This is a genomic window from Streptomyces sp. NPDC001480 (assembly GCF_042894725.1).
Classification (GTDB): domain Bacteria; phylum Actinomycetota; class Actinomycetes; order Streptomycetales; family Streptomycetaceae; genus Streptomyces.
This window is the reverse complement of the sequence record NZ_JBIAVX010000023.1, coordinates 78,328-93,602: the sequence shown is the minus strand read 5'-3', so window position 1 is coordinate 93,602 and position 15,275 is coordinate 78,328. Positions and strand designations below refer to the sequence as shown.

At 69.1% G+C, this 15,275-nt stretch carries 13 protein-coding genes and 3 pseudogenes; 11 read left to right on the top strand and 5 right to left on the bottom strand.

Going from position 1 to position 15,275, the window contains the following annotated elements:
• The first annotated feature begins 122 nt into the window (after window positions 1-122).
• From ACFY01_RS40060 to ACFY01_RS40050, 3 genes are read left to right on the top strand one after another with little or no spacing between them, the layout of a single operon-like run.
• Complete coding sequence (locus ACFY01_RS40060; protein ID WP_390740709.1) at window positions 123-842, top strand: chitinase; 720 nt, start codon at window positions 123-125, stop codon at window positions 840-842.
• 10 nt (window positions 843-852) lie between these two features.
• The gene (locus ACFY01_RS40055) at window positions 853-1,707 is read left to right on the top strand and encodes a glycoside hydrolase family protein (protein ID WP_390740708.1); all 855 of its coding nucleotides are present in this window, start codon (window positions 853-855) and stop codon (window positions 1,705-1,707) included.
• 45 nt (window positions 1,708-1,752) lie between these two features.
• Window positions 1,753-2,196 (top strand): septal ring lytic transglycosylase RlpA family protein, encoded by a 444-nt coding sequence (locus tag ACFY01_RS40050; RefSeq protein WP_390740707.1) that lies wholly within the window; start codon window positions 1,753-1,755, stop codon window positions 2,194-2,196.
• 52 nt (window positions 2,197-2,248) lie between these two features.
• On the opposite strand, the gene ACFY01_RS40045 is transcribed toward ACFY01_RS40050, so the two are convergent.
• From ACFY01_RS40045 to ACFY01_RS40035, 3 genes and pseudogenes are all read right to left on the bottom strand, one after another.
• The gene (locus tag ACFY01_RS40045) at window positions 2,249-3,433 is read right to left on the bottom strand and encodes an ROK family protein (protein WP_390740706.1); all 1,185 of its coding nucleotides are present in this window, start codon (window positions 3,431-3,433) and stop codon (window positions 2,249-2,251) included.
• Between the two features lie 82 nt (window positions 3,434-3,515).
• Window positions 3,516-4,411 (bottom strand): annotated as a pseudogene (locus ACFY01_RS40040) (IS5 family transposase).
• A 100-nt stretch (window positions 4,412-4,511) separates the two neighbouring features.
• On the bottom strand, window positions 4,512-6,095 hold the full coding sequence (locus tag ACFY01_RS40035; protein WP_390740705.1) for a protein kinase: 1,584 nt from the start codon (window positions 6,093-6,095) through the stop codon (window positions 4,512-4,514).
• Window positions 6,096-6,654: 559 nt separating this feature from the next.
• Between ACFY01_RS40035 and ACFY01_RS40030 the strand changes: the two genes are divergently transcribed.
• The 6 genes and pseudogenes from ACFY01_RS40030 to ACFY01_RS40005 form a co-directional block, all read left to right on the top strand.
• Window positions 6,655-7,167 (top strand): DUF6233 domain-containing protein, encoded by a 513-nt coding sequence (locus ACFY01_RS40030; RefSeq protein WP_390740704.1) that lies wholly within the window; start codon window positions 6,655-6,657, stop codon window positions 7,165-7,167.
• Window positions 7,168-7,330: 163 nt separating this feature from the next.
• Window positions 7,331-7,735 carry a PaaI family thioesterase gene (locus tag ACFY01_RS40025; RefSeq protein WP_390740703.1) on the top strand — a complete coding sequence of 135 codons (405 nt, stop codon included), beginning with the start codon at window positions 7,331-7,333 and terminating at the stop codon, window positions 7,733-7,735.
• Window positions 7,728-8,405, top strand: a complete 678-nt coding sequence (locus ACFY01_RS40020; protein WP_390740702.1) for a TetR/AcrR family transcriptional regulator — start codon at window positions 7,728-7,730, stop codon at window positions 8,403-8,405. The genes ACFY01_RS40025 and ACFY01_RS40020 overlap by 8 nt, the downstream gene beginning before the upstream one ends.
• A gap of 229 nt (window positions 8,406-8,634) precedes the next feature.
• A complete protein-coding gene (locus ACFY01_RS40015; protein WP_390740701.1) occupies window positions 8,635-8,805 on the top strand; it encodes a hypothetical protein in 171 nt (56 codons plus the stop codon).
• 675 nt (window positions 8,806-9,480) lie between these two features.
• Window positions 9,481-9,636, top strand: a pseudogene (locus tag ACFY01_RS40010) (ATP-binding protein); the annotation flags it as partial.
• A gap of 1,015 nt (window positions 9,637-10,651) precedes the next feature.
• Window positions 10,652-11,110 (top strand): annotated as a pseudogene (locus ACFY01_RS40005) (transposase family protein); the annotation flags it as partial.
• Between the two features lie 205 nt (window positions 11,111-11,315).
• On the opposite strand, the gene ACFY01_RS40000 reads toward ACFY01_RS40005, so the two are convergent.
• Window positions 11,316-12,278 (bottom strand): zinc-binding dehydrogenase, encoded by a 963-nt coding sequence (locus ACFY01_RS40000; RefSeq protein ID WP_390740700.1) that lies wholly within the window; start codon window positions 12,276-12,278, stop codon window positions 11,316-11,318.
• A gap of 162 nt (window positions 12,279-12,440) precedes the next feature.
• On the opposite strand from ACFY01_RS40000, the gene ACFY01_RS39995 reads away from it, so the two are divergent.
• The gene (locus tag ACFY01_RS39995) at window positions 12,441-13,085 is read left to right on the top strand and encodes a TetR/AcrR family transcriptional regulator (RefSeq protein ID WP_390740699.1); all 645 of its coding nucleotides are present in this window, start codon (window positions 12,441-12,443) and stop codon (window positions 13,083-13,085) included.
• Window positions 13,086-13,177: 92 nt separating this feature from the next.
• Here ACFY01_RS39995 and ACFY01_RS39990 read toward each other — a convergent pair whose 3' ends face one another.
• Window positions 13,178-13,579 carry a TraR/DksA family transcriptional regulator gene (locus tag ACFY01_RS39990; RefSeq protein WP_390740698.1) on the bottom strand — a complete coding sequence of 134 codons (402 nt, stop codon included), beginning with the start codon at window positions 13,577-13,579 and terminating at the stop codon, window positions 13,178-13,180.
• A 498-nt stretch (window positions 13,580-14,077) separates the two neighbouring features.
• Here ACFY01_RS39990 and ACFY01_RS39985 point away from each other — a divergent pair, with 498 nt between their 5' ends.
• Window positions 14,078-15,247: a hypothetical protein gene (locus tag ACFY01_RS39985; RefSeq protein WP_390740697.1), complete on the top strand. Its 1,170-nt coding sequence runs from the start codon at window positions 14,078-14,080 to the stop codon at window positions 15,245-15,247.
• Window positions 15,248-15,275: the final 28 nt, after the last annotated feature.

The window sequence follows — 15,275 nt, the reverse complement described above, 5'->3', positions numbered from 1 at the left end:
CAACTGCGAGCAACAACTGCCGTTCCCGAAGCAATTTCTGAGCCCTTTCTCCGGGCGGCGGCCGGTAGCTTCGTATCCGGGTTCCGATGGGCAACCCGCTCTTACTCCAAGGAGTTTCCCTTATGCGAAGGCTACGTGCCGTCTACGCCGTGCTCACCGCCGCATTGATAGCGATCTGCGCGGTCGATCTGAGCACCAACACGGCGTCCGCCGCAGAGCAAAGCGGTGGATTCGTCGTCAGCAAGGCTCAGTACAACAAGATGTTCCCGCACCACAAGAAGCTCTACACCTACGAGGGCCTGGTCAAGGCGATGAAGGCATTCCCGGCCTTCGCGCACACCGGCGACGCCAAGACCAAGAAGCGTGAGGCCGCGGCCTTCCTCGCGAACGTCAGCCACGAGACCAGCGGGCTGATCTACATCAACGAGCAGAACAAGGCCAACTGGCCGACCTACTGCCAGCAAGAGCCCTACGGTTGCCCGGCCGGCCAGTCCGCTTACCACGGCCGCGGCCCGCTCCAGATCAGCTGGAACTACAACTACAAGGCGGCCGGCGACGCGGTCCACATCGACCTGCTGAACCACCCGAACCTCGCGGCGACGAACCCCGTCGTGACCTGGAAGCTCGCCCTCTGGTACTGGATGACCCAGTACGGCCCCGGCACCATGACGCCCCACCACGCGATGGTCAAGAGCGGCGGCTTCGGCGAGACCATCCGCAGCATCAACGGCGCCATCGAGTGCAACGGCGGCAACCCGGCCGAGATGAAGGACCGGGTCGCCAAGTACAAGAAGTTCACCAAGATGCTCCACGTCGGCGCCGGCGCGCACCTCAGCTGCTGAGGGAGGCATCATGCGGAAGGTACGCGTCCTCGCCCTGCCGTTCCTGCTCTCGGCCGTGCTCGTGGCCGGCAGCCAGAGCGCCGCGCCCACTGCGTTCGCGGCCGGCGGCCATTCCGTTGCCGCCACCTCCGCGGCGGAGAAGAAGGGCATCAGCGCCTGGAAGTTCGACGGCGTCACCAAGGCGCTCGCCGACTCGAACTCCGGCTGGTTCTACACCTGGTCGTCGGGCAAGGGAGGAATCAAGCCGCCGCGCGGTGTCGAGTTCGTGCCCATGATCCATGACGCAGGCTCGGTGACGAACAAGGAGCTCGGCCTGGCCAAGAAGCAGGGCAAGAACCTGCTCGGCTTCAACGAGCCCGACAGGTCGGATCAGGCCCACATGACCGTGAAGCAGGCACTCGACCTGTGGCCCCGAATCCAGTCGACCGGTCTGCGGCTCGGCGCCCCCGCCGTGGCCACCGGCGGCGATGTCGCCGGCGGCTGGCTGGACCGGTTCATGAAGGGCGCCGCCGCCCGCCACTACCAGGTCGACTTCATCCCCCTGCACTGGTACGGCGCGGACTTCGACGCCCAGCGCGCGACGGGGCAGTTGCGCAGCTATCTCGAGGCCGTGCACAAGCGCTACAAGAAGCCGATCTGGCTCACCGAATACGCCCTGATCGACTTCTCGCCCGGCACCCCGCGCTATCCGTCCAAGGCGCAACAGGCCGCATTCGTGAAGAAGTCGACGGCCATGCTCCAGCACCTGGACTACGTCCGGCGCTACGCGTGGTTCACCCTCTCCACCGACCACGGCGACGGGACCGGCCTTTACCACGGTGCGACGGCCAACCGGGTGGGCGTCGCCTATCGCTCCGCGGGCTGAACACAAGATCAATCAGTCGAAATCATGAGAAACGAGGGAAAGAACATGAGCAAGCGGACCCTGCACGCCTCCATCGCGGCCGGTGCGGCCGGTGCGGCCGTACTGACCGCGATGGTCGCCCTGGCTCCGGCGAGTTCCGCCGCGACCGCCTCCGCGCAGGCTCAGCGGCCGAAGTGCTGGGCGACGCACTACGGCCCGATACCCGCCGGCAGCACCACCGCCAACGGCGACATCTTCGACAACAGCAAGAACACCGCGGCGACTTCGCTCACCCGCAATCCCCAGCTGCCCTTCGGCACGAGGGTGCGGGTCACCAACGTGGCGAACGGCAAGTCCCTGGTCGTGCGCATCAACGACCGCGGCACGTTCAAGCACACGAAGGCGGAACCCAAGTGCCTGGACCTGACCGACGGCGCCTTCAGGCGGCTCGGCGGGAGCCTCAACCCCGACGCCGGTCACATCGTCGTCCGGCAGAAGGTGCTGAAGTGACCCTCTGAGAGAGACGGGGTGACCGGCGGCCGGAGCGGCTGACGTCTCCGTGTCACGGTGTGAGCGCCCGGGTTGCCTCCCGCAGCCCGGGCGCTTCGTGATCCGGGTGCCGCCGGAGCAGAGCGAGGGCGCCGAGGGCGGTGCCGGTATCGCCGAGTCCGGCCGGAATCACTCGGGGCACCCCGTACGAGCAGCGCGCGACATGCGTGTCGAGCATGTGCTCGATCGGTGCCATCAGGGCTCGACCGGCGTCGACCAGCTCGCCGCCGATGACGATCACGTCGGGCCCGACGGCATGGCTCACATCGGCCAGCACCCTGCCGACATGCGTGCCCACCCGTGCCAGAACCGCGTGCGCGGCCGCGTCGCCGGACTCCAGCGCGCTCACCAGTTCCGGCAGGTCCGCTGCCGCGGTTCCCGCGATGCGGCAGGCGTCGAGTACGGCCCCGATCGACGCCACTGTCTCCAGGCATCCGATCGCACCGCACTCGCAGGGCCCGCCGCCCGGGTCCACGGTGATGTGGCCGAACATCCCGGAGCGGCCGTGGGCGCCGCGGTGCAGTGTGCCGGCCATCACGAGTCCGCCGCCGACGCCGTGCGACAACCGCAGGTACAGCACGTTCTGTTCACCCGCGGCGGCACCCCAGATCGTCTCGGCCAGGGTGGCCAGCCAGGTGTTGTTGTCGATCAGTGCTGGTGCGCCGAAGCGTTCGCGCACGCGTGCCGCCACGATGTCGTGCCGAGGCGCCCACTTCGGGCCCTGCCCCGGCGTGCCGACCGGTCCGACCACCCCGACGCCGATGCCGTTCAGGGCGCCCGGTCGCAGCGTCCCGTGCGTCAGCTTGTCCGCCAGTCGCCACGCGAGGTCGATGCGGGTCTGCCACGGGGTGTCGGGGTCGTGCGGTTCGCCGGTGGTGCCGACGATCTCGTGCGCCGCGTTCATCGCGGCCACCCGCACCGCCCGTCGCGCGAACTCAATGCCGAGCATCTGGCCGGCCCCGGGGTTCACGGTCAGTACCTCCGCCGGGCGGCCCCGCTTGCGCCGGGCCGCCTCCGGAACCGAGGCGAGGACGCTGCCGTTGTCCATCAGCGCCCCGACGGCGTCGTAGAGCGTGGTGCGGGACAGGCCGCTCAGGATCCTTAAGTCTCCCCGGGTGAGCGGACCATGCTCGCGCAGCAGGCTCAGTACCAGGACCTCGTGCGCGCTGGAGGCCCGTCTCGTCGTCTCAGTCAGCATGGCGGAAGGCGCCTCCCTCTTTGAGTACAACTGTTGCGTGGGGGGACGGAGATCAGTCGTCCGTCCCCCGTGGCGCGAGAAGCTAGAGGGCGTCTTTGTGGGAATTCTGTGGAGCCACTCCCAACGGCTGACATGGCGAGCCGAGTTGCCGGTGGGTGATGAGGCAGCAGGCGAGTTTCAGGAACGCCTCGTGGATGTCGGCCCGCCGTTCCCAGCGGATCCGCAGTCGTCGGAAGCCGTGCAGCCAGGCAAAGGTCCGCTCGACCACCCACCGGTAAGTTCCCAGCCCAGTGCCGTGTCGGGTTCCGCGTCTGGCGATGGCCGGCACGATGCCGCGAGCGCGGACCTGGTCGCGGTAAATGTCGTGATCGTAGCCACGGTCGGCGAAGAGCGAGTCGGGCTTACGGCGAGGGCGGCCGATACGGCCACGGACCGGCGGGACCGCGGCGAGCAGCGGCAAGAGCTGCGTGACATCGTTGCGGTTGCCGCCGGTCAGCAGAACCGCGAGCGGGGTGCCGTGTCCGCCGGTGATCAAGTGGTGTTTCGAGCCTGCCCGGCCCCGGACGACCGGCGACGGGCCCGCGTGGCTCCCCTTTTTAGCGCCCTGACGTGCGAGGAGTCGATCACGCAACGCAACCTGTCCAGCTTCGCCGCCGCGTTCAGCTCGGCCAGCAGCACCTCGTGCAGCCGCTGCCACACTCCCGCCTCGTTCCAGTCCCCCAGCCGTCGCCAGCGGGTCATGCCCGAGCCGAAGCCCAGGTCCTGCGGCAGTTACTCCCACTGGATCCCGGTGTGCAGCACGTACAAGATCCCGCGCAGCACCTCACGGTCCGGCAACGGCTTACGGCCCGGATAGCGAAAGCGCCGTTCCCGCTGCGGCAGCAGCGGCTCCAGACGGTCCCACAACTCATCCGACACGATCCACAGCGACGTCCCCACACCGGACCGAACGCTCAACTCCCGCCCTGAACACGGCAACCAGGACCGATCCACCTCATTGTGTTAGCCGTTGTCAGAGGGAGGACACCTGGGCGTATGCGGTGTTGCCGCGCGCCGGAGGGGGCTGACGCCGCCCGGGTCAGGGTTGAGGCGTGACGTGCACCTGCACGGTCAGCGTGCCGCTGTTGTCCTGGGAGCAGGCACCGGAGGCGTCGTTCATGCCCAGTTGCAGGCGGGCGTCGCCGGTCGCCCGGAAAGTCAGTTTCCGCCCGACGGTGTGCATCGGGAAGTCCTGCTCACCCACGAGTCGGGCCAGCAAGGAGCCGAACGGAGCCCCGACTTTGACCTTGCAGGCCTTCGTTCCCTCCGGCAGCTGGTCGGTTTTCGGGTCGTAACCGGCCGGCCCGGTCATGGGCAGCTTTCGGGAGTTGGCCGTCCATTCTCCGGACACGAACTGGACGGTGATCCGGTCGCCCTGATGGACGGACACGCCGGTGACCGGCTGCCAACCGGCCGTCGACTCGACGACCTGACGGGCCGTCCCCGTTTTCGGAGTGTTCGGAGTGTTCGGAGTGCTCGAAGCGTTCGGAGTTTTCGGATCATCCTTGAGCGGCAGCGTTCCGGTGAGGAAGAGGCCGCCCGCAACGCCCGCCGACAGTATGGCCGTTCCGGCCAGCACCCACCACAGCCGCTTCGGCCACGCCGAGCGGGATGCCCGCGCCTGCGCCCGCGCCTGCGCCCGCGCCTGCGGGAGTTCGAGCGGCGTGGTGTGGCGCCCCGGCGGCACGGTCTCCGCAGCCGGGACGCGCCATTTCGGGTTGGCGGCCATCGTGTTCGCGTCGGCCATCGGGGCCGCAGGCCGCAGCGCGAGTACGGTCGCCGGCGGCAGGAACTCGACGTCCGGCTCGCCGGCCACGACGCCTCGCAGCGCGGAACGCACGGCTGCCGTCGAAGGACGCTCGGCCGGTGACTTGCGCAGCAGCGCTGCGACGACCGGGCGCAGCGGACCGAGCCGCTCCGACAGGCTGGGCTCCTCGTACGCCACGGCGTGCATCGTCGCGGGTGCTCCCGGCCTGCGGAAGGGGGACTCGCCGCAGCACACCGTGGCGAGCGTGGCGCCCAGTGACCACAGGTCGGAGGCCGGTCCGACCTCTGCTTCCATCACGCGCTCCGGCGCCATGAACTCTACGGATCCGACCACGTGACCGGTGCTCGTCAGGAACTCGCCGTCGTCCAGGGCCGCGATGCCGAAGTCGGTGAGGACGGCGCTGCCGTCACGGCGCAGCAGCACGTTGGCGGGCTTGATGTCCCGGTGCAGAGTCCCGACCGCGTGGACGGCGTCCAGCGCGTCGATCAGTTGCAGGCCGACGGCGGCGGTCTGCTGCGGTGTGAACGGTCCAGTCTCGGCCGTCCGATTCGCCAGTGAGGACCCTTCGACGAGTTCCATGACGATCCACAGCCGGTCGTCGGACTCGACCAGGTCGTGGACTCCCACCACATGGGGATGCGGCACCCGGGCGACCGCGCGGGCCTCGCGGATGGCACGCCGTACCCGTACGCGGTGGTCCTCGTCGCCGTCGGTGAGGACGTGCAGTTCCTTGGCGGCGACCGGCCGGTCCAGCAGTTGGTCGTGGGCGCGCCAGACCGTGCCCATGCCGCCTCTGCCGAGGACGTCGTGAAGCAAATACCGTCCGGCGATCACCCGTTCCGAACGCGTGGTCACCTGGTCACCATCTCCGGATATCACGCGCTCTCACGTTTCCTTTGGGAGCGGTGTCCGCCGGAGCGCTCCAGCCGCCCGCGGAGCAATCCGCGCGCTTGTCCGCCGAGGTCGATGCTGGGATCTGCCGGTTGCGACGCCGGTCTGCCCGGTGGGGCGGGCGCCCGCTGTATCTCCCCGAACTCGCGGGGCCGCGGACCGGAGACAGCGCCGACGCGGTCCACGGCCCACCGGGTGTTGCTCCGCAACGGCCTGGTCCTCACCCAGGATGCCGATCTTGTCTTAGCGGGAATGGGAGCTTCCTTTGCTGGGTTCGTCCGGGCCAAGCGCTACGTGCGGATGGTGTGACACGGCCGGCGTCCCGCCGCTCGATCCGGAATTGCGGTTACCGGTTCGATCCACTCGGCACTCGTTCGCCCTGCCGTGAGTCTTTGCCAGACGCTAGAACCATGAGGAGAGCGGCTGCAAGGTCCGAAGGGGAGGATTAAATGCCCTGTCGCGCGGACCAATTCGAGGATCGCCGGGCCGACCTCCGCCCCGAACATCACCGCGGCCCGGCTCCATGCCTTCGGCTCGAGTCGGCCGGCGCACCACGCGGTGGCGCAGGTGGACGACTCTGCGGGTCATCGACCGGTGGATAGCCGAGGAGGAACGACACGAAGCCGAGCGGCGGCGCCGGAGCGAGGAGAGGCGGCCGCCTCCGCCTGAGTGGCTGATCCCCTACGGGCTGAAGCGCACGAACGTCGACGCCGTGCACACCGGCGAGTGCTGGGCCGCGGCCAAGAGCGGAAGGTGCCGCCCGGTAACCCGGCAGCAAGCCCTGAAGGCACTGCGCCAGCGGGTGCCGGCCTGCGTCCACTGCCGACCGGACACAGCCCTGGGCATCCTCGACCAATTATGGGCCGGCTGCCGGGCGACCGGACACTCGCCGCCGGGCTCCCGGGTGTCGGTGGGAAGGAATCGCCGCATGACATGGTCCTTGCCCGAGCCGAGGCTGACCGCGGCCGCGGACAGCCCTGACCTGCCGCCGGGGTGGGCAGCTGAGCCGCAGTGGGACGGCTCTCCAGGCACTTGAAGTTGTCTCATCCGAGTGACAGCTCTGCGTCTCTCAGCACGCCTCCGATCGGCACCGGAAGACCGCACAGCCCTGCAGCCTCGCGCCACAGGCGTGGACACGCACCGTGACGTCCACATAACATGTCACCGTTAACTTAACGTCGACAACTTGAGGGGCCGCGATGACCATCACCGCGCAAGACGTCTACACCTTGGCGCCGTTCGCCAGGACGCTCGGGATACGCTTCGGATCCCTCAAGGCCGACGCTGTCACCGCGCAACTCGCTTACACTCCCGAGCAGTCCACTGTCGGCGCCGCGATGCACGGCGGGGCACTGATGGGGCTGGCCGATGTAGCCGGCGCCGTGTGCGCCACGCTGAACGGGACCGCCGACACCGTCCCCGCGACCATGGAATCCACCACCCACTTCCTGCGGCCCGTACAAGGCACAGGCGCCTTCGCGACCTCCCGCCCGCTGCACGTCGGCAAGTCGACGGTCGCCGTGGAAATCGACATCAGGGATGACAAGGACCGGCTCTGCGTCCGCGTCACTCAACTCGTCGCCCTCCGCAGGCGCCATGACTGAGGGACCCGGCCAGACCACGGCCGACGGCCGCGCCGGCACAACCGAAGGCCGTCGACGCAGTCGCGCCAAGCGAGGCCACGGCGGCCGGCTGAGGGACGAGCTCGTCGAAGCGGCCGGCACGCTGCTCGACGACGCCGGCGAGGACGGCGTGACCATCCGTGCGGTGGCACAGGCTGTCGGGGTCAGCACCCCCTCGGTATATCTGCACTTCGACAACCGACTGGAACTGCTGCACACCGTGTGCCTCGGGGTCTGGGACGAGCTCGGCCGACGGATGCTGAGCATCAGCGCCCAGACCACCGACCCGTTCGCCGAACTCCACCAGCGCAGTGTCGCCTACATCAGGTTCGGGCTCGACCATCCCCTGCGCTACCGCCTGGTCGCGACCGGACCCGCGACAGCCGCCACTGAGCAGGTCGCCGACGCCTGCTTCCGATTCCTGCGGGAAACGGTGCAGCGATGCGCCGACGCCGGTGTGCTCCACGGCGATGTGACGGCGCTGACCCGGGCCATCTGCGCGTGCCTGCACGGTGCCGTCTCGCTGCTGATCCTCCAGCCGACCTCGAAATGGCCCGACGACATCCCCCAGTACGCAGACGATGCCGCCACCCTCGCCTGCCAGGGCGCCGCCGCCCTCTCACGCGCGCGCCATGGCCGCTACGAAACGTGAACTGTTCTGCCCTGGGCAACGCTCCGCTTCGCCTCGCTGGCGTTCTCATCGGCCGACGGTTGGCACAGCGGTCGGCGGCCGGCCTGCGCGGGGCGGGAAAAGGGCTGGTCCTCCATGCCCTTGCGGTAAGGCTGGCGCAGTTCGCCGCTGCTGGCCGAAGAGGATCCGCCGGGCCGGGCGGTGGTCGGGCCTCGGCGATGTTGAGCTGCTTGCCGATCATGCGCCAATTTTGAAGTGGCCCAGACAGCGAGCTGATGTCTCCGAGGACGTCCGCAGGGCGGCCCCTGACACCGTCGACCTCGTGGTCGTCCGGGGCGCGGACCATGTCGAACTGTACGACCGCAAGGACCTCATCCCCTTCGACACCCCGGACGAGTTCTTCACCAAGAACCTCGCCTGACCGCAAGCCCTCCCCGCCAGGCCGGTACCCCCCACCGGCCTGGCGGGGAGCCCTCGTGCACGCAGCCGAGGCGGCAGGCAGACCGCCCAGCGGCAGCAGCCCGCGGCCGCGCAGGGGTGAATCACTGCGGGGTTCCTCACGACACCGTGATCCTGGGGGCGGCTGTGGAGGCCGGCATCGACACCAGCCACTGGAGATCACCGCGAGAAGGCACGCGCCTACGCCTGTGAGGCCCATGAGCTGCCCCCGCACTTCGACCGGACCCCGAGGCCCGCAGGCTCTGGGCGTCACTGTTCGAGCACTATCAGCCGATCGCGGCCGCCCTGGCCGGTTACCTCCGTGAACCGCCGTCCACCTGGCAGGAGGACCTGTTCACCCCCAACGCCGACGTCGCGGTCTCCGGACCCGGAGCGGCCGGGGCCGGAGACCGCGACGTCGGCGCTGCGGGTCGGCAGAAGCAATCGCGGGCCGCATCACCGCTGCCTCGAACACCTACAGGCCATCGCCTGCGTACCAGCCGCCGGCTGACGATGCCGCGCAGATCATGCCTGCTGACTGGGGCCGCCGCCCATTGGCCGCCCTCGGTGCCTGTAACGATCCCGCATGGCCTCACTCGCCGCGGGGCCGGCCGTGAAGACGTATGCCTCACTGTCGTCGAGGCGGCGGCCTGTCCTCAGCGTCGCCATCACCTCCAACGAATCCCTCTCCGGCTGGACCACGACCTTCACCGACCCCCGCCTCTGCGCGGCCATCGTCGACCGCCTCACCTTCGGCGGCAACATCATCGAAACCGGCACAGACTCCTACCGCCTCGCTACCACCCGCGCCTGAGCCGAACAGCAAGCAGCCAGATGACCGCTTGCTCTTCGGACCGACGCCACCTACCGTCGGACGGTCACTCGTCTTCCCAGCTGGAAGTGCCCATGCCTCGCCGGTCACCGGGCGAGATCAGAACCGCACAACCCCGTCGCAGGAACGCTAGAAGTCGACAGGTCATCCCTGGTCTATCCAGTGCGGCGAACCGGCAGATCGCACAGTTCGAAGTTCAGTACCGATTGCCTCCCGGTCACGTCGCCCACGCCTTCCAGGCATGGGCTCTGGCGCTTCATCCATGGCCCGACCACGGTCCCAACCACGGGCGGGGAACCACCCTCTGGCGGGACATGCACGCGCGAACACTGCTACAGGACGCGGCCTCGACTATGACTCGCAAGGCACGCCGTGAACTTCTCGGAGCGGTTGTTCCCCTGGACGACCGCTTCTTGACCCGGACCCTGCCAGATCCCTTCTCACCGCCCACAAATCCCTGGTGGAAGCGCCGCCTTGCAGAGTGATCCTCCCGACGTTTCAGACATACAGGCTGTCGAAGCATTGCTACTTCTCATCAACATTTCCGAGTCTCTGCGCTTGGGATCGTTCCCGAGAGCCATGAACATCTGCTTTCGGTTCTGACCTACGTAGCCAAGTGCGGACGGCCCGCTCGACCGGCGTGCGCTGACGCAGCCGTGTCGTTTGCCGGGCTGTGCTCGTTGGGCGGTGACACTGGTGCAGCGTGGCGGTCTTGAGCCTGTCTCCGCGTGCAGGTCACCACCGCGCCTCTCACGTCACCAGGGGCCGCCTCTGTGCCCGGCACTCACCGCCCCTGCGGCCTGGATGATCCCGACACGACGGCGGCCAAGACGCCGGCCCCCCGACCATGGCAGGTCACGCCCGGCTGCCCTACGGGGGTGGTGATTCGTTTCTCCCGTGAATTCCCGCCACTGTTCAGGTGACACCGCCCCAGCACGCCGACACAACAGCGTGCCGGCCGCTATCTCTTGAACACCAACGCCCCTGCCGATCAGGAGACGGCACCCTGCTGCCGATCGATCGGATCGCTGCCGACCGCCCCTTCCACTCTGGCAAGCACAAGAAGCACGGTATGAATGTGCAGGTCATCGCCGATCCCCTCGGTCGGCTGCTGTGGGCCTCGCGCGCGTTGCCCGGCGCAGTCCACGACGTCAAAGCCGCCCGCACGCACGGCATCGTCGCCGCCCTGACCGACGCCGGTGTGCGCTGCTGGGCCGACAAGGGCTACCAGGGAGCCGGCGGTACCGTCTGCATCCCCTACCACGGCTGCTGGGACAGGCTCTCCGCAGGCCAGCGGGCCGTGAACGTCTCCCACGCCAAGATCCGCGCCCTCGGCGAGCAGGCCATCACAGCCCTGAAGACCTGGCGGCTGCTGCGCAAGCTCCGCTGCAGCACCACGCGCATCACCGACCTGGTCAAAGCCATCCTCGCCCTCCCTCGGGTGACATCACGCTGAGTCGAAAAGTGGCTCACGGCCATCCAGGGCATCATCACCCGGCGCCCGCACGGCGGCGCACCCTGATGCCGGACGAGACAGCGGTCACCGGGCACGCCACGCACGTGCCCGGCGGGACGATCACCATCGTCGCCGCCGGCGTCAGCCACGATCTGAACGGGTCCCATTTCGTTGACCGGGGCCGCGAACACCGTCCCGGTCCGGCTCAAGGCGCCAGCACAACCCTGCCGAACACCTTCCCCGCGTCCATCTCACGGTGGGCCAGCACCGCCTGGTCCAGCGGCAACACTGCATGCACGACTGTGCGCAGGTCACCGTGCGCAGCATCGGCGAAGTGGGACGACCGCACGGCCTGCCGGTCGGGGCCGGGCACGGTGTCAGAGCTGAAAGTGGCGAACGACAACGACCTGCGGAAGGCGTCCATCAGCCGCATGCCGAAGTCCGCCGGCGGCTGCCCACCGACCACACCGACAGCCACGTACCGCCCGTTGGAGGTCAACTTGTCCAGGAAAAGGGGAAGCTGGGGACCCCCGACGACATCGATCACCACGTCGAAGCCCGCCGGTGCGTCCGGGGCGCCCTCACCGGAGCGGTCAAGGACATGGGTCGCGCCCAGGTCCCGCAGGCGGGCGCCACGCTCCACCGACGAGGTGGTGACCGCTACCGCGCTCGCACCGCCCCTGGCTGCGAGCTGGACCGCCGTAATCCCGATGCTGCCCGCAGCACCGCGCACGAGCACCGTCTCGCCGGACGTGAAACGGGCCCGGTCCAGGGCGAAGTGGGCGACCACGCCGGAGCCGCCGAGGGTCACCGAGTCAGCGCCGGTCAGGCCGTCGGGCAGCGGAAGGACGTCCTCGATCAAGGCGACGGCCTGCTCGGCGTACCCACCGGACAGCCCGGTGAACGCCCACACCCGCCGCCCGATCCACGAGGCGTCCACGCCCCCTCCCACCGCGGTGACCTTTCCCGCGACCTCGCTGCCGAGGATATGGCCCTCCCGGAAACCGTAGGCGGCAAGCGTCCCCCGGCGGATCACGGCGTCCACGCCGCCTACCCCGATCGCCTCCGTGGCGATCCGCACCTGCCCCGGGGCAGGAACGGGCACGGGCACATCGACGATCTCCAGGCCATCGGGGTCTCCGAACGTCCTGATCACGACGGCTTTCATCTCGGCTCCTCGGGTCGGTGGAAAGACGGATCGCAGCTGCGGCCGCGGGCGTCGAGCCGGCCCTACGGCCGGGGCATGACCGGCGAAGTGCCGGGACGGGGCGGCAGCACCGCCATCGGACCGTAACGGACGCCCCCGTCCGTTTGGCTAAAGTGAGAAACCATGACCAGCCGTTTGCCTCAGACCGTGCGCTCCGACGCCCGCGACAACCGGGCCCGCATCCTGGACGCCGCCCGAGCGGTGTTCGGCGAAGAGGGCCTGAGTGCGCCCATGCGCGAGGTCGCCCGGCACGCAGGCGTCGGCCCCGCCACGCTGTACCGGCACTTCCCGACCAAACAGGCACTGATCGCGGAGACCTTCGCCGAGCAGCGGCGAGCCTGCCACGCCGCCGTCCGCGACGCCCTTACGGACCCGGACCCGTGGCACGGATTCCGGAGCCTGATCGAGCGGATCTGCGCACTCCACGCGCACAGCCGGGGATTCGCCGACGCCTTCATGACGGCCTTCCCCGAGGCCATGGACTTCGCCGCCGACCAAGAGCAGACTCTGCGCGCGGTCGGAGAACTGGCCCGCCGCGCCCAGGAGACCGGCCAGCTGCGCCCCGGCTTCGTCGTCGACGACCTGATCCTCATGCTCATGGCCCACCGGGGCCTCCAAGGCACGCCGAGTGCCGTCCGGACCACGGCCTCCCGCCGCTTCGCCGCCTACGTGATCGAGGCGTTCCGCGCCGCACCAGAGACGGGAGCGCCTACGCCGCTGCCGCCAGCACCACGCCTGCAGCTCACAGACTCGCCCAGCACGCCGTAAATTCCGTCACCTGCAGGCCCGTCAACCGCGCAGCAAGACAGCCTTGCCGGGTCCCTGCCGCAGCCAGGTTGGAAAGGGCTCACTGGCTGGCCTCAAGCGCGGCGCGGGTCGGGCCGCGCGCAGTGGACACAGGTGGTCGCTGCCGGACGGACCTCCAGGCGTTCGGGCGGAATCGTTCCGCCGCAGACTTCGCACTGCCCGTACTCGCCCCGTTCGAGTCGTTCCAGTGCCCGGTCCAGTTCTTCCAGGTGCTGGCGCGCCTGCGCCATCAGGGCGACAACGTGAGCTCGCTCGAAGGCGGTGGTGCCCCCTTCGGGGTCGTGCTCGTCGTCTACCGCGACCAAGGCGTTCGACGCGACAATCCCGTCGAAGTCGCGGCTCAGTGCTGCCGCCCGAGCGAGGGTGTCCGCGCGGTCGGCCGCGAGGCGGGCGCGGGCGGTCGAGAAGGGGGACGGGCCGGACTCATCATGGCCCTGCTGGGATACATGGCCCATGCTGGGACAACGCTGATTCATGCTTCCCGATTCCCCCTCCGAACCCCGCTGCTCTGCAACTTCGGGAGGCGGCGTTGGAGGAGTCGCTTCCTGTTGAAAGAACTGCTCCGTCAGCAGGATGTCACGTTGTCAGTCGGTCGATCTCCGAGCGCGAACTGCTGTCGTGGGGAGCACCACCGGCAGTCGGGGTTGGTGCCGCAGTCGATGAGGTCCCGTGCGCGGATGCGGGAGCGGTGCAGACGGCCGCGTAGCTGGCCAGCAGACGGTGCTCGGGTGACGGTTCCGCCAGTAGGACCACCTCGCCCCAATGCGACAGGCCGCGTACAACGGCGTACTGCTCGGGGTCGGAGATGCGCAGGGACAGCCGTCCCCACGCACCAGGGGACCGTGTGTGGGGCCGCCGGCTGCTGCGGGGTGAGGATCAGCACGCTGAGTGTCCGGCCGTGGCCTGGTCGCTGCCCGCCCCGGATTGTCAGTGGCGGCTGCTTCCATGGCGCCATGAGCACTGTGTACGAGACCGCCGTCCTCCTGCCCGACCCCGCCCGACTCCGGGCCCATCTGCGTGCACTGGCCGCCCTCGACATGGCGATCAGCGACGATCCGCGGTTCTGCCAGTACACCTTCGACGCCACCTGGAGCCCCGGTGTCGAGGCGGCCCTGATGGCGAACGGCTCTGGAGACGACTTCGCCGTCCTTTTCACTCCGGCCGGCGTGCTCATACTCGGATTCGACCACGAGTCGGAGATGAGTCCGTACGGCACGGACGACGAGCAAGTCTGGGCCGGTGTCATCGACGACGTGCCCGCGGCGTTGCGCCCGCTCCTGGACGAGCCCGCCTTCCACGACGAGGGCATCGACGCCCCTCGGGTCACCGCCTGTCTGTGGCAAGCAACCGGCGACACCGCCTGGCGCACCGGCCCTGCCATCGCCTTCCCCGCAGGCAGCGAAGACCCGGACGGCTCCGGCTTCCTCTTCCACCTCCTCACGAACCGCTCCCCCGAGGCCGTCCAGGCATGGTTCGAGGACTACTACGAACGTCCCGTCCCTCTCGACGCCATCCGCCACGTCCTCACCGGACACCCCCTCACCCCTGCGGTCGCCTCGGCCCTCAACCCGGCCGCCCTCTCGGACCACGCACTGCTCCAAAGGATCGCCGCGCACCCCGAGGCCGCCGCCTACCTCTCCTGCGACGGCGAGTTCGACCTTGCCCATACCGACCCGATCGAATCGATCGCCCTGCCCAACGCTCTCCCGGTGCAGCCCATCGCCAGCTGCAACGCGGGCGGCACCCACTACCTCTGCGGCCCGGCCGTCCCCGACGGCCCGCGCCCCGTCCTCTACACCGACTCCGAGGGCCGGGCTTCCCTCATCGCCGAGTCTCTCGCCGAGGCCCTGACCCTGGCCGTCGTCCTGCCGTCCTGGCACGACGCCCTGGCCGGCTTCCGCCCCCCAGCCCTTAACTCCGACTACCTCGACGACCACCCGGACCACCCCGCCGTCCGCGACCGCCTCCTCGCCGCACTCCGGCTTCCCCCGGCCACCGACCGCGTAGTCCTGGAGCGCCTTCTCACCACCGCCGCCCGCACCGTACGCGACGGATTCCTCCCCCACGTTCCCGACGACGAAGACTCCGCCTTCGAGCCGATACTCGAACCCTCCGCCGACTAGACGATCAAGTCCTATGTCTGCCTGGCCC

What these genes read in the sequence shown, in the direction of transcription:
- ACFY01_RS40060 (WP_390740709.1), top strand. Translation starts at nt 123, where the DNA reads ATGCGAAGGCTACGTGCCGTCTACGCCGTGCTCACCGCCGCATTGATA.
- ACFY01_RS40055 (WP_390740708.1), top strand. Translation starts at nt 853, where the DNA reads ATGCGGAAGGTACGCGTCCTCGCCCTGCCGTTCCTGCTCTCGGCCGTG.
- ACFY01_RS40050 (WP_390740707.1), top strand. Translation starts at nt 1,753, where the DNA reads ATGAGCAAGCGGACCCTGCACGCCTCCATCGCGGCCGGTGCGGCCGGT.
- ACFY01_RS40045 (WP_390740706.1), bottom strand. Translation starts at nt 3,433, where the DNA reads ATGCTGACTGAGACGACGAGACGGGCCTCCAGCGCGCACGAGGTCCTG.
- ACFY01_RS40030 (WP_390740704.1), top strand. Translation starts at nt 6,655, where the DNA reads ATGCCTTCGGCTCGAGTCGGCCGGCGCACCACGCGGTGGCGCAGGTGG.
- ACFY01_RS40025 (WP_390740703.1), top strand. Translation starts at nt 7,331, where the DNA reads ATGACCATCACCGCGCAAGACGTCTACACCTTGGCGCCGTTCGCCAGG.
- ACFY01_RS40020 (WP_390740702.1), top strand. Translation starts at nt 7,728, where the DNA reads ATGACTGAGGGACCCGGCCAGACCACGGCCGACGGCCGCGCCGGCACA.
- ACFY01_RS40000 (WP_390740700.1), bottom strand. Translation starts at nt 12,278, where the DNA reads ATGAAAGCCGTCGTGATCAGGACGTTCGGAGACCCCGATGGCCTGGAG.
- ACFY01_RS39995 (WP_390740699.1), top strand. Translation starts at nt 12,441, where the DNA reads ATGACCAGCCGTTTGCCTCAGACCGTGCGCTCCGACGCCCGCGACAAC.
- ACFY01_RS39990 (WP_390740698.1), bottom strand. Translation starts at nt 13,579, where the DNA reads ATGGGCCATGTATCCCAGCAGGGCCATGATGAGTCCGGCCCGTCCCCC.
- ACFY01_RS39985 (WP_390740697.1), top strand. Translation starts at nt 14,078, where the DNA reads ATGAGCACTGTGTACGAGACCGCCGTCCTCCTGCCCGACCCCGCCCGA.